We start from the raw sequence: 13,006 nt of genomic DNA on the forward strand, positions 1-13,006 counted from the left end.
CTGGAGAAGAAAATGAGCCATAAAATCGCAGTGATCACCGGCGGAAGCCGGGGTTTAGGTGAGAATGCCGCCCTGAAACTGGCCGCTAAAGGCGTTGACGTCATTTTGACGTACCGTAGCAAGCAGCCGGAAGCCGATCGGGTTGTGCAGCGTATTGAGGCGCTCGGAGCCCGTGCCGTGGCGCTTCAGCTGGATGTTGGCGACAGCAAGAGCTTCGTGGCCTTTGCGGCTGAAGTGAAAAAACAGCTCAACGCTGTCTGGCAAAGAGAGCATTTTGATTATTTATTGAACAATGCCGGGACCGCACTTCACGCCAGTTTCGAGGAGACCACCGAAGCGCAGTTTGATGAGATGGTGAATGTCCATTTCAAAGGGCCGTTTTTCCTGACCCAGACGCTGCTGCCGCTGTTGGTGGACGGCGGACGTATCCTGAATATCTCCAGCGGACTGGCGCGCTTTAGCCTGCCAGGCTCCAGTGCGTATGCGTCGGTAAAAGGGGCGATGGAAGTGCTGACCCGTTATCAGGCGAAAGAACTGGGTAAGCGTGGGATTGCGGTGAATATCCTGGCGCCAGGCGCGATTGCCACCGACTTTAGCGGTGGGATGGTGCGTGATAACCCGGAAGTGAATGCCTTTGTCGCCTCGCAAACGGCGCTGGGACGGGTCGGTTTGCCGGATGACATCGGCAATGCCGTCGCGCAGATCCTCAGCGATGAGAGCGGCTGGATCAACGGTCAACGTATTGAAGCGTCCGGCGGCATGTTTATGTAATCCTCTGGCGCCGCTCTCTGGATCCAACGCCAGCAGGGCGGCGGCCGTGACTGGCGTGCTTAAACGGCGAGCGTCCCGTCGATAACCGTGACGGTTTGTCCACCAATCCACAGGCCATCGCTGGCGTAGGTGACGCTCAGCCTGCCTGCGCGCTTCATCGCCGTCCCCTGGCGAACCCGATAATCCAGCTCAACGCCCTGTGCCTGAAGATAGCGGGCCAGACAGGCGTTGGCGCTGCCGGTGACCGGATCTTCAGTGAAGGAGCCGTTCTCGACCAGCAGGCCACGCACTTCATACTGCTCGGGCAAACCGTCCAGCGGGCCAAACGGCATCACGCCGTTCACCTGAGCTTTCCGCAACAGCCGTTCAAACTCCACGATATTCGGTTTGATCGCCAGCACCGCCTCAGCGGATTGCATCGGCACCAGCAACCAGCGAATGCCCATATCGGCCACCATTACCGGCAGCTGAGTTTCCAGCGCGTCACTGTTCAGGGCACTGCTTAACGGCGCATCGCTGAACCCGGTCAGCGTGGCTTCCGGTGCGGCAAAGGCCAGCGCACCCTCGGCGGCAATTTTGATGGTGACCAAACCAATCCCGCACTCCTGCACAATCTTGCCGGGATTCTTCACGGTGACGCCCGCTTCGAGCAGTGCATGGGCGGTACCCAGCGTCGGATGCCCGGCGAACGGCAGTTCCAGATCCGGGGTGAAGATGCGCACCCGATAGTCCGCGGCGGGATCTTCAGCCGGCAGCACGAAGGTGGTTTCTGACAGATTGGTCCAACGGGCAACGGACATCATCTGCTCATCGCTCAGTCCGCTGGCATCCATAATCACCGCCAGCGGATTGCCGTTGAGCGGGGAAGAGGTAAAGACATCAACCTGTTTAAATGCACGTAACTGTGTCATCACTAAAGTCCTTCTGATTGGCATGTTGCAAGAGTAGACGGAAAATTGCCTGCTTAAGCCGGCGGAAATCACATTGTTGAGGCAGCAGGGGGTTAGCCATTGTCAGCCTGACCGAATATGGGTATTAATAGCTCCACGCTGCACAAAAAAGTGACGGGACTATGCTGAAAATACTGGGACGCGCCTCATCAATCAACGTTCGCAAAGTGCTGTGGGTTTGTGAAGAGCTGGACATTGCCTTCCGCCGGGAAGACTGGGGCGACGGATTTAAATCCCCCCAGGACGCCGCCTTCAAAAACATGAATCCCAATGCCCTGATCCCGGTTATACAGGAAGGGGATTTCATCCTTTGGGAAGCCAACGCCATTATCCGCTATCTGGCCAATGCGTACGGCGGCGGCTGGCTGTATCCCGAGGATCCCCGCGCCCGTGCGCCCGTCGATCAGTGGATTGACTGGCAGGCCACCGAGCTGAACACCTCCTGGCGCTACGCCTTTATGTCGCTGGTTCGCCACTCTCCGGCGCATCAGGATCCGCGTTTACTGGCCGCGGCGAGTAAAGGCTGGTCGCATACCATGGGCATTCTCAATGCGCAGCTGGAACGTACCGGCGCGTATGTTGCGGGCAAAGCCTTCTCGCTGGCGGATATCCCGGTCGGACTGTCGGTTAACCGCTGGTATGAAACGCCGCTGGACCATCCTGACTTTCCGGCGGTGCGGGCCTATTACGAGCGACTGACCCTGCGCAAAGGCTATGCGACCTATGGCCGCAACGGCACGCCGTAATCTCAGGCGATACCCGCTTCCAGCCCGCTAAGTTCACAGGCCACCGCACCGGTTCGCTTCAGTGCCCAGGTGTAGCGCTCATCAAAGGGATAGCAGCAGGAAAGGCGAAGCGCGCTGTTCCCGCGATCGCTCAGGGTATAGAGTGCGCCGGGCGTCAGGCATATCTTCTCCTGCAACAGGCGATGGAACAGCTCGACGGTATCCACTTTCGCCGGCAGCTCCACCCAGAAGACAAAGCCGCCGCTGGGCAGCGTTGCTTGGGTTCCCTGCGGGAAATGGCGGGCAATAATGCCACGCGCCTCATCCAGCTGCGCGGCATAGCGGCGGCGCATGGTGCGTAGATGATGATCGTAGCCGCCTGATTCCAGAAAATGGCCCAGCGTTTCTGACAACAACCGCGATTCTGCCAGCGAAGAGACGGCTTTCAGCCTGGCCAGTTCACCGCTAAACCGTCCCGCCGCAATCCAGCCGATATGGAAATCAGGTGCCACCGTTTTGGTAAAACTGGCGCAGTACAGAACCCAACCCTGGGTATCGAAGGCTTTCACCGAAGGCGCGAGGGGCCAGCAGAACTGTAGCTCGCCGTACAAACCGTCTTCCAGTAGCGGCACCTGGTAGCGGTTGACCAGCTTCGCCAGCCGCTTTTTATCGTCCAGCTTCATGCTGCATCCCAGCGGATTCTGCACGTTGGGCATGGCGACAATCGCCTGCAGCCGCTTTTCCTGTAGCAGCAGCTCCAGCGCATCCAGCGACATCCCGTGTTGGGGATCGGTGGGGATTTCCAGCACCTTCAGCCCCAGGCTTGCCAGCAGCGGGAACAGGTAAAAATAGGTTGGCGTTTCGACGCCCACACAGTCACCGGGCCGGGTGACCGCCCGCAGCGCCAGCTGGAGCGCTTCCATACAGCCGTGGGTCAGGGTGATATCCTCGGTCGCCAGCGCCATGCCCAAATCCATCGAGCGTTTAGCGATTGCCCGGCGTAAGCGTTCGCTGCCGGGTGGCAACGCATAGCGGCCAATCAACTCCGGCTCGCGGCGTAACAGCGAGGCCATAATGCGGCTGATTTTTGCCGTAGGGAAAAAATCACTGTTCTGCGGGCAGGCCAGCGAGATATTGGTGTAGTCCGGATGATTCTGCGCGGCAAAAACCGCATCAATCAAATCCAGCTTTTCGCTGCTGGGTGAGCGCACTTTCGCCCGCCGATCGCCGCTGCTTTTCACCGAAGGCAGCATGCCACGCACGTAATAACCAGATTGAGGTCGTGCTTCGATCAGGCCGCGATCTTCAAGGATACGGTAGGCCGTCAACACCGTATTGATACTGACCTGATGATTACTGGCGCAGCGACGTATCGCGGGCAGACGCGTGCCGGGCAGGAAAGTGCCGTTATGGATGGCTTCTGCCAGCGATTCCGCCAGCTGGTGATAGAGGGTACTTTCCTGCGGTTCGACAATGGACACAATCGCCTGCCTTAGTGATGGGTACAGTGAAAGTCATTTCGATATTGTACTCATTACAATAGTGTATTTCTGAATCTGTTACCATCCTGCCGCCCGCACTACCATGGTGTTCTCAACCATCTGCAGGATACAGACCATGCTTGATCCCTCCTTTTTCAGTTATGTCACCGTTATGTCGATTACGCCTGGGCCGAACAACCTGATGCTGGCGACCTCTGGCGTCAATTTTGGCATGCGTAGAACGCTGCCGATGCTGCTGGGAATCATGATCGGCTGCGCGATCCAGACGGCGATAGCGGGATTACTGCTGGAGGTCTTGCTGGTGTGGATGAGCGCCATTCGCCTGCCGTTAACGCTATTGGGCGCGGCTTATCTGCTCTGGTTGTCATGGAAAATTTTCCGCAGCGGCGCGCCAGAATTGCGTGAGAAAGCGCAGCCGATGACGCTGCTGGGCGGGGCGATGTTCCAGGCAATCAACCCAAAAGCCTGGCTGATGGCCACCAACGTCGCGCTGATGTACACCGCCAGCAGCGGAATTTTGACGGTGATGATTGGGTTTATGGCGCTGAATCTGCCGTGCATTCTGATCTGGGCAGCGATGGGAGACCGGTTGGGGAAACATCTGCAGGTGGCGTGGAAGCTGCGTGTCTTTAACACCGTGATGGCACTGTCGCTGATGGCGACGACGTTATGGATGCTCGTGGAAGTGATTCACCCCTGATCGGAAAGGGCGGCCTTTCGGCCGCCCTTTATTGCCTGATGCCCGGCCAGTAATTACTTACCGATTACCGCCGCATTGGCTTCTTCTGCTTCATCGTTCGCGGCTGAGGTTGGGGTATATTCCAACTGCAGAACACGACTGGTTTCCGCCAGCTCTTTCTCGGTCGCCGCCACGTTGCCGTTCAGCTTCCTGCCATAAGATGGGATCATCGTTTTCAGCTTCGCCTGCCACTCAATCGATGAGAAGCGATCCTCAAACACTTTGGCCATCAGATCGATCATGATTGGCGCAGCGGTTGACGCGCCCGGAGACGCACCCAGCAGAGCGGAGATGGTGCCATCCTGAGACGTCACCACTTCGGTGCCGAGTTTCAGCACGCCACCTTTATCCGCATCTTTCTTGATGATCTGCACGCGCTGACCGGCCTTCACCAGACGCCAGTCTTCCTTTCTGGCTTCCGGGAAGTACTCCTGAAGTGCCTTCAGACGATCGTCATCGGTCAGCATCACCTGACCCACCAGGTATTTCACCAGATCGAAGTTGCTCAGGCCAACGTGCAGCATCGGCTTAATGTTGGAAGAGGTCAGCGAGCCAAACATATCCAACAGCGAACCCTGCTTCAGGAACTTGGTGGAAAAGGTGGCGAACGGACCAAACAGCAGCGTCTGTTTACCATCCAGCATCCGTGTATCCAGATGCGGAACCGACATCGGCGGTGCGCCTACGGACGCTTTGCCATAGACTTTCGCCAGATGGCGCTTTACCACGTCCGGATTCTCGGAGACCAGGAACTCGCCGCCCACCGGGAAGCCGGCATAGTCTTTCACTTCCGGGATGCCCGATTTCTGCAACAGCGTCAGGCCCGCGCCGCCCGCGCCGATAAAGACATATTTGGCGCGCAGCGTTTTTTCCTGACCGTTGTTTTTCAGGTCGGCGAGGGTCACGCTCCAGCTGCCGTCTTCGTTACGCTTGATATCGCGCACTTCGTGACTGGTTTTGAGCGAGAATTGCGGGCTCTTCTGCAGTGAATTCACCAGTTGATGGGTGATTTCGCCGAAGTTGACGTCGGTACCGGTCAGAATACGGGTTGCGGCAACGCGGTCAGTCGCTTCGCGACCTTCCATCATCAACGGCACCCACTCCCTGACTTTTTCCGCATCTTCTGAATATTCCATGCCACGGAACAGCGTGCTTTTCTGCAAGGCTTCAAAGCGTTTTTTCAGGAATTCGACGTTGTCGTCGCCCCAGACAAAGCTCATGTGCGGCACGCTGTTGATAAAGCTGCGAGGGTTTTGCAGGTTGCCTTTTTGCACCTGATACGCCCAGAACTGGCGGGAAATCTGGAAGGATTCATTGATTTCCACGGCCTTTTTGATCTCAATCGAGCCGTCGCTTTTTTCCGGGGTGTAGTTCATCTCTGCCAGCGCGGAATGGCCCGTGCCTGCATTGTTCCAGCCGTTTGAACTCTCTTCAGCGATGCTGTCCAGACGTTCAACCATGCCAAGACGCCACGTGGGCTCAAGCTCCTGTAAATAGGTGCCGAGCGTGGCGCTCATGATTCCGCCGCCGATCAACAACACATCGACGTCATTTTTCTCTTCTTCAGCCGTTACCGATTTTGCCAAACTTATTGCGTTGAACCAGCCAGCCAGGCGTACTGCTAAATTTCGCATGAGGGCGACTTCTCCGTATGTTGAATCATCAACATGGTAAGCAGGTGAAACAGTTTCGGCTTCTGAGGAGCGCGTTTTGCTGTCTCGTTTTTCCAGGGTAATTTTTAAGCAAATTCACACATTAAAACGAATGTATTGAAAATGGTTAAAGCGATAGAAATATACCATTGTTACCAGTCAATTAAAAAATTGTTTAAAGATTAAAAATGAGAATGAAAAATCAAACGAAATTAGTAACATTGATACCGCGCCGTGAGGGTGGCGCGGTCGGAGGAAGTGAGAGCAGAAGAGCTATTTTATAATCAGCGACTTAGGTTCAGTGAGGGCATCGAGCCCTCAGCGGCTCGCGCTTTTTAGCCGTACAGGTGCGGGATCATTTTTTTTGGCAACGCGTTTAGCTTTTTAACATTAGCGCGGGGCACTGTCAGGCAGTTTACGGTGGCTGATCGCCAGGCGGTTATAGGCATTCATCAGCCCAATGGCGATGGTCATATCGCTGATCTCTTTTTCACTGAACGCCGCCTCAACCTCCGCGAAGACCGCATCCGGTGCGTGGGATTGGGCAATCAAGGTTAGTGACTCTGTCCATGCCAGCGCTGCTTTCTCACGCGAGGTGAACCAGTCGCCCGCTTCCCGCCAGACCTGGGTCAGCATAATTTTGTCCCACGGCAGGCCGCCTTTGTGCAATGCTTTGGTATGCATATCAATGCAGTATGCGCAGCCATTGATTTCCGATACGCGCAGGAAAACCAACTCGATCAGATCCTGTGGCAGGCCGCATTGCGCTACATAGTTGTAGACGCCGCCGAGCGCTTTCATGCCAGCCGGGGCAACCTGGGTGTAATCGATACGTTCGCTCATTTTTCTTTCCTTTAATGGTCTGGTGCAGGTGAGGGGCTGAATAGCCCCGCGCTGGCGATGATTCTCTCTTCTTCGATGGGACAGTAAAAGTGCCAGGAATTGACAAAAACAGTGGTCCATCTGCCGTGCAGATTGCGCTCTCACGACGTGGGGGACTGACGCTGAGCGAGCAGATCCGCGATGAGATGACCGCCGCTATCCGGGAGGGTCGGCTGGTGGCTGGCGCGCGCGTGGCATCCTGCCGGGATCTTGCGGCTCAGCTTGGGGTGGCAAGAGGAACCGTTCGCCATGCCTACGATATGCTGGTAGACGGCCAGTTGCTGGTGGCGAAGGGCGCGGCGGGCACCTTTGTCGCGGCACAGCTGCCGGTTACCTCGAAGGCTGACGCCCGGCAAAAAGTGATGTCCCCACTGTTCGACATTATTCACGACTTCGATTTACCGCCGCTCACCTTCCAGATGGGCGTACCGGCGGATGATGCGTTTCCCGCTAAAGTCTGGTCGCGCATTCTCACTCGCCATGCCCGTGAGATGGCGACGCGGCCGGTTAGCTATCCCGATCCCCGAGGCAGCGTAATGCTGCGGGAACAGTTGGTCAGCTATCTGGCGATGACACGTGGCATTCGTTGCCAGGCATCGCAAATCATGATCACCAACGGCTATGCGGGCGCGCTCGGACTGATTTGCCTGACCCTGGGTCTGCGGGACCAGCAGGCGGGGATTGAAGATCCCGGCTACCTGCTGGCACGCAAGGCGCTGGAAATGGCCGGCGTGACGCCGGTGGGCATCTCGGTGGACAGCGAAGGGATACGGGTGGATGAAGGCAAACGGCTGGCGCCTGAAGCGCGGATCGCGCTGGTGACGCCAGGCCAGCAGGCGCCGCTGGGCATGACGCTTTCTCTGGCGCGCAGGAGCGAGCTGATCCAGTGGGCGCAGCAAACCGATGGCCTGATTGTCGAAGATGACTATCTGGGGGAACTCCAGCTTGATGGCCGGGCGGCGCCGGCAATGGCTTCACTGGATACCGAGCGCGTGCTGCATATTGGCACCTTCAGTAAGAACCTCAGCCCTTCACTGCGTTTAGGCTATCTGGTGGTGCCGGAAAGGCTGGCGAGCCGCTTTGGCGACGTCACAGCTTTACTGTCTCCAGCCTCCTCCTTTGTTCTGCACAATGCGGTGGCTGAATTTTTACGGGAAGGGCATTTTATGCGGCATTTACGGCGCATGAAACGGCTGTACGCGGAGCGGCTGGAGAATATGTTGCAGGCTTTGCGACCGCATTTCCCGTCGGTGACCCGTGCGGCACTCGGCGTGGTCATTGAATTGCCTGCAGGCACGCGGGACAGCGTGATCGCGCGTGAAGCGCTTGCCTGGGGCATGGCGCCAACGGCGCTTTCCGTCTGGTATCAGTGTGCAGAACGGCGTCGTTATGGCTTAGTGCTTAGCGTGACCAATATGCCGAAAGGGGGATTTGAAGGCAGTGCGCTGAGGTTAAAAATGTTGGTCGAGCAGTGTGGCTGAAGGGGAAAATCTCCTGCGCTGTGACCAGCGCAGGAGGCAGAGCATCAGGCGTTTTTCGCTGCTGCAGCTGCTTTAACGATCACCGCGAAAGCATCTGCTTTCAGTGATGCGCCGCCAACCAGCGCACCGTCGATGTCCGGCTGAGCAAACAGTTCAGCGGCGTTCTTGTCGTTAACAGAGCCGCCGTACTGAATGATAACCTGAGCGGCAACGGCTTCATCTTTCTTGGCAATATGGCCACGAATGAATTTGTGAACCGCCTGTGCCTGAGCTGGAGTCGCCGATTTACCGGTACCGATCGCCCATACTGGCTCGTAAGCAATAACCACACCGTTGAACGCGTCAGCGCCCTGAGTGTTCAGCACCGCGTCGATCTGACGTGCGCAGACTTCTTCGGTTTTGCCCGCTTCGTTTTCTGCTTCGGTTTCACCGATGCACAGCACAGGGATCAGACCGGCTGCTTTCAGCACGGCAAACTGCTCAGCCACGAACTCGTCGCTCTCTTTGTGGTAAGTACGACGCTCAGAGTGGCCGATAATGATGTATTTCGCGCCAACGTCTTTCAGCATGTCGGCAGAAATTTCACCGGTAAACGCACCAGACAGGTTCACACCCACATTCTGCGCGCCAAGGGCGATATGGCTGCCAGAAATAGCGTGTTTCGCCAGATCCAGATACATCACCGGAGGGGCAATGGCTACGCCGCAGCCGTCAACATTGCTCAGCTCTGTACGCAGGCCGGCAATCAGTTCGTTGACCATATGCTTGCTGCCGTTCAGTTTCCAGTTACCCATTACTAACGGATGTCGCATTATATCCTCCACGCTTAGCGCGATGCTGTTAAATTACCCTGCCTTGGCAGCGTTGTCTGCCAGACAGTATAGAGATCAAAAACACGAAAGGCTTTGCTTTTCGTCATCTTTGCGGACGGTCAGTTGGTGGCCAGCGCGAGTTTGATCGGCTCGATGGCGAAGGTCAGACCCTTGTCGCCATTGTCCGCCACGATGTAGCGCACCGCGCCCTCATCCTGAGTGTAATAGCGCGATCCTTTCCCTTTGCTCAGCACATCATCCAGCCGTTTCAGGCTTTGCGCTTCGTTAAGCGTCGGCTCGAAAAAACGCTCCATGGCGGCCATGTACGCACGGGCTTTATCCTGCGCTTCCTTCTGATCCGGACCGGGAACCGGTAGCCAGGTTATCTGTAACGTTTTGATCTTACCGGTCCCTTGCTCAAGGGCGGTCGACGCGTACAGATTTTCATTGATCTTGCTGGCGGCGCGGGTCAAATTACTTTTGTCCCCACGGTTGTCGATGGCGCGATATTCAGCAATCTGTAACGTTGGGTAGATAGCATTATACTTTTCGCGAAACTGGCCGATAGTCATATCAAAGGTGGGCGATCCCGCCTGAAGATAAGGCGCGGCAGGCAGGTGTTCAGTGCGATCCTGCGCAACAGGGGCGTCGTCTGCTCTGGCCGCCGTAAGCGTTAGCAGTAACGTGATGCCCAGAAAAATCGCTTTATTCATACCGTCAGCCCTAACCAATAAATTCAGCTCAAGATTAGAACGGACAATGACCGGCAAAGTCAAAGCCTGACGCTGTTCTGGGGGATAAAAATGACCTTACAAGCGTGGTGTTTTTCCTGGCGGGGCCGAATAGGACGCCGGGATCTGTGGGTCTGGCTGACGCTGTGGCTGGCACTGATGGTGGTGCTGTTCTGGCTGGCCGACCGGGGATTTATGTCGACACAAACTGCGGCTTTTTGCGTGGTTTGTCTGCTATGGCCGACCGGTGCGGTGGTGGTGAAACGCCTGCACGATCGCAATAAAACCGGCTACTGGGCGCTGCTGTTGGTGGTTGCCTGGGTATTACTGGCGCGTGACTGGGATATGTTACCGGCCAACTGGCAGTGGGTGTTGGGATGCTTTATTCCAACCCTGATCCTGGTGACCATGACGCTGGAACTCGGCACCTTTCGCGGCACGCCGGGCGAGAACCGCTTTGGTAAAGCGGCCAGCCCGGTGAACTATTTACGTCGCAGGGCGCCTGATTACCAGTAATGCTCGGCGGTCATATGGCCGGGCTTACGTTTCAGGTGCTTGCGCATCTCGCGGGTCTCTTTCAACAGCTGTTGGGTGTCTCTGACCATTTGCGGATTGCCGCACAGCATGACGTGGCTGTCTTCAGCATTCATTGGCAGGCCAACGGCGGATTCCAGCTCACCGCTCTCAATCAGCGCCGGGACGCGGCCGGTCAGTGAACCGGTAATCTCTTCGCGGCTGACCACGGTCTGGATGCGTAGCTGGCCGTTATAACGCTGCTGCAGCTGCTGCATCAGCGGAAGGTAGCTCAGATCCTGGGCATAGCGGGCGGCATGAACCAGCACGATATTCTCAAAGCGCGCCAGGCCTTTGCCTTCCTGCAAAATCGACAGGTAGGGACCGATGGCGGTGCCGGTTGCCAGCATCCACAGCGTTTTGCATTCCGGGACTTCATCCACCACAAAAAATCCGGCCGATTCTTTGGTGATCATCACTTCGTCGCCTGGCTTCAGGGCATGCAGACGCGGGCTGAGTTTGCCTTCCGGCACGGTGACCAGATAGAACTCAAGATTGTTATCGCTCGGGGCATTAACAAAGGAGTAAGCCCGCTGCACGCGCTCTCCGTCAATTTCCAGCGCCAGCTTGGCAAACTGACCGGCAGTAAACGGGTCGATGGGGGCGGTAACGATCAGGCTGAATAAACTGTCGGTAAAATCGTTGACCTGTTTGATGCTGGCGTTAACCCATTCGGCCATAAATAACTCCTTTATTCGGGGGTAAGGGCAAGGTGGCGTAGCGGTATCTTCTCCACTCAGCGGCTGATTTTCCAGTGTCAGTCGGTGACAAAGCTCGTATCGACAAATTGTCCGCACCTGTAAACACTATAACGTACAGATAGATTTACGCTGCTGCCTGCTTTCTCTGACAGTTGATGCGTAACCATTTTTAGCCTGCCTCTCGCTTTGTCATCGAATCCTGATATTTTCCTCGCCATAACACTCCCTCCTGCTGGCGTTATTGCTGAATTAAGTGAATAACGCCGATAAATGTGCTGACTAAAATGAGAAGAATTGAAAACGGGCATCTGCTGGTGATGCTGATTGCGCTGGTGGCTGTCGGTCAAATGGCGCAGACCATCTACGTGCCGGCGATGGCGACCATTGCCGAGGCGTTTAACGTCCGGGATGGCGCGGTACAACGGGTGATGGCGGCGTACCTGATGACCTATGGTGGCTCCCAGCTGTTGTATGGGCCGTTGTCCGACAATATCGGTCGCCGCCCGGTGATCCTCGCCGGTCTGGCGATTTTCTGCGTGGGTACCCTGGTGGCACTCAATGCGGCCACCTTCGATCTGCTGGTGCTCGGCAGCGCGATCCAGGGACTGGGCACCGGCGTAGCGGGCGTGATGGCCCGAACCATGCCGCGCGATCTGTATGCCGGCAGCACGTTAAGGCTGGCAAACAGCCTGCTGAATATGGGTATCCTGGTCAGCCCGCTGGTGGCACCGGTGATTGGCGCGCTGCTGACGCATCTGTTTGGCTGGCAGGCCTGTTTTGCTTTCCTGCTGCTGCTGTGTTTCTGCGTGGGTACCGCGATGCTGCGCTGGTTACCGGAGACGCGTCCCGCACCGGTTGAGAAACGCCGGTTATTTTCGCGCTATCGCCCGCTGCTGGCGGATGGCACCTTTATTCGCTACCTGATTATGCTGATGGGGGCGTTGGGCGGCATCGCGGTGTTTGAGGCCAGCTGTGGCGTGTTGATGGGCGGCGTGTTGGGCCTGAACAGTCTGACCGTCAGCCTGCTGTTTATTCTGCCAATCCCGGCGGCCTTCTTTGGTGCCTGGTTTGCCGGGCGCGATAACCGACCTTTCCCGCAGTTGATGTGGTGGTCAGTGAACAGCTGCCTGCTGGCCGGGGCGTTGATGTGGATCCCCGGCTGGTTTGGGGTGATGACCATCTGGACGCTGATCGTGCCGGCGGCGGTGTTCTTCTTTGGGGCCGGGATGCTGTTTCCGCTGGCAACAACCGGTGCGATGGAGCCCTGGCCTTATATGGCCGGGACCGCGGGGGCGTTGTTAGGAGGATTGCAGAATCTGGGATCGGGTCTGGCTGCATGGCTTTCCGCCCTGTTGCCGCAGACCGGGCAGTTCAGCCTGGGTATGCTGATGTCGGCGATGGCGCTGCTGATCCTGCTGTGCTGGCTGCCGCTTTCCCGCCGTCCGGAGCCGATGGCGGTTTAATCGCGACCGCCCATAAAAAACGGC

At 56.9% G+C, this 13,006-nt stretch carries 13 protein-coding genes; 6 read left to right on the plus strand and 7 right to left on the minus strand.

Annotated features, from left to right (window positions below; all coding sequences use genetic code 11):
* Window positions 1-12 precede the first annotated feature (12 nt).
* Window positions 13-771 (plus strand): SDR family NAD(P)-dependent oxidoreductase, encoded by a 759-nt coding sequence (locus E2F51_RS07825; RefSeq protein WP_013200174.1) that lies wholly within the window; start codon window positions 13-15, stop codon window positions 769-771.
* 59 nt (window positions 772-830) lie between these two features.
* Here E2F51_RS07825 and E2F51_RS07830 read toward each other — a convergent pair whose 3' ends face one another.
* On the minus strand, window positions 831-1,682 hold the full coding sequence (locus tag E2F51_RS07830) for a PhzF family phenazine biosynthesis protein (protein WP_134823159.1): 852 nt from the start codon (window positions 1,680-1,682) through the stop codon (window positions 831-833).
* A gap of 161 nt (window positions 1,683-1,843) precedes the next feature.
* Here E2F51_RS07830 and E2F51_RS07835 point away from each other — a divergent pair, with 161 nt between their 5' ends.
* Window positions 1,844-2,467 carry a glutathione S-transferase family protein gene (locus E2F51_RS07835; protein WP_134823160.1) on the plus strand — a complete coding sequence of 208 codons (624 nt, stop codon included), beginning with the start codon at window positions 1,844-1,846 and terminating at the stop codon, window positions 2,465-2,467.
* Window positions 2,468-2,469: 2 nt separating this feature from the next.
* Here the strand turns inward: E2F51_RS07835 and E2F51_RS07840 are convergent, their stop codons facing one another.
* Complete coding sequence (locus E2F51_RS07840; protein WP_134823161.1) at window positions 2,470-3,927, minus strand: PLP-dependent aminotransferase family protein; 1,458 nt, start codon at window positions 3,925-3,927, stop codon at window positions 2,470-2,472.
* 136 nt (window positions 3,928-4,063) lie between these two features.
* On the opposite strand from E2F51_RS07840, the gene E2F51_RS07845 reads away from it, so the two are divergent.
* Entirely contained in the window at window positions 4,064-4,648 is a 585-nt protein-coding gene (locus E2F51_RS07845; protein ID WP_013200178.1) for a LysE family translocator, read from the plus strand.
* Window positions 4,649-4,701: 53 nt separating this feature from the next.
* Here the strand turns inward: E2F51_RS07845 and mqo are convergent, their stop codons facing one another.
* Together mqo and E2F51_RS07855 are read right to left on the minus strand one after the other, a co-directional pair.
* Window positions 4,702-6,321 carry a malate dehydrogenase (quinone) gene (mqo, locus tag E2F51_RS07850; RefSeq protein WP_106382042.1) on the minus strand — a complete coding sequence of 540 codons (1,620 nt, stop codon included), beginning with the start codon at window positions 6,319-6,321 and terminating at the stop codon, window positions 4,702-4,704.
* A 408-nt stretch (window positions 6,322-6,729) separates the two neighbouring features.
* On the minus strand, window positions 6,730-7,182 hold the full coding sequence (locus tag E2F51_RS07855; protein ID WP_134823162.1) for a carboxymuconolactone decarboxylase family protein: 453 nt from the start codon (window positions 7,180-7,182) through the stop codon (window positions 6,730-6,732).
* A gap of 89 nt (window positions 7,183-7,271) precedes the next feature.
* Here E2F51_RS07855 and E2F51_RS07860 point away from each other — a divergent pair, with 89 nt between their 5' ends.
* Window positions 7,272-8,702 carry a PLP-dependent aminotransferase family protein gene (locus E2F51_RS07860; protein ID WP_134823163.1) on the plus strand — a complete coding sequence of 477 codons (1,431 nt, stop codon included), beginning with the start codon at window positions 7,272-7,274 and terminating at the stop codon, window positions 8,700-8,702.
* A 44-nt stretch (window positions 8,703-8,746) separates the two neighbouring features.
* On the opposite strand, the gene tpiA is transcribed toward E2F51_RS07860, so the two are convergent.
* Window positions 8,747-9,514, minus strand: coding sequence for a triose-phosphate isomerase (gene tpiA, locus E2F51_RS07865; protein ID WP_013200182.1), 768 nt, complete (start codon window positions 9,512-9,514; stop codon window positions 8,747-8,749).
* Between the two features lie 119 nt (window positions 9,515-9,633).
* Window positions 9,634-10,227, minus strand: coding sequence for a DUF1454 family protein (locus E2F51_RS07870; RefSeq protein ID WP_013200183.1), 594 nt, complete (start codon window positions 10,225-10,227; stop codon window positions 9,634-9,636).
* 90 nt (window positions 10,228-10,317) lie between these two features.
* On the opposite strand from E2F51_RS07870, the gene E2F51_RS07875 reads away from it, so the two are divergent.
* On the plus strand, window positions 10,318-10,761 hold the full coding sequence (locus E2F51_RS07875; protein WP_134823164.1) for a DUF805 domain-containing protein: 444 nt from the start codon (window positions 10,318-10,320) through the stop codon (window positions 10,759-10,761).
* Here the strand turns inward: E2F51_RS07875 and fpr are convergent.
* The gene (fpr, locus tag E2F51_RS07880) at window positions 10,752-11,498 is read right to left on the minus strand and encodes a ferredoxin--NADP(+) reductase (RefSeq protein WP_013200185.1); all 747 of its coding nucleotides are present in this window, start codon (window positions 11,496-11,498) and stop codon (window positions 10,752-10,754) included. The two genes, E2F51_RS07875 and fpr, sit on opposite strands and share 10 nt — an antisense overlap.
* Before the next feature lie 305 nt (window positions 11,499-11,803).
* On the opposite strand from fpr, the gene emrD reads away from it, so the two are divergent.
* A complete protein-coding gene (emrD, locus tag E2F51_RS07885; protein ID WP_053145316.1) occupies window positions 11,804-12,982 on the plus strand; it encodes a multidrug efflux MFS transporter EmrD in 1,179 nt (392 codons plus the stop codon).
* Window positions 12,983-13,006 lie beyond the last annotated feature (24 nt).

Origin of the sequence: Erwinia sp. QL-Z3, from assembly GCF_004551645.1 — a bacterium.
Lineage (GTDB): Bacteria > Pseudomonadota > Gammaproteobacteria > Enterobacterales > Enterobacteriaceae > Erwinia > Erwinia billingiae.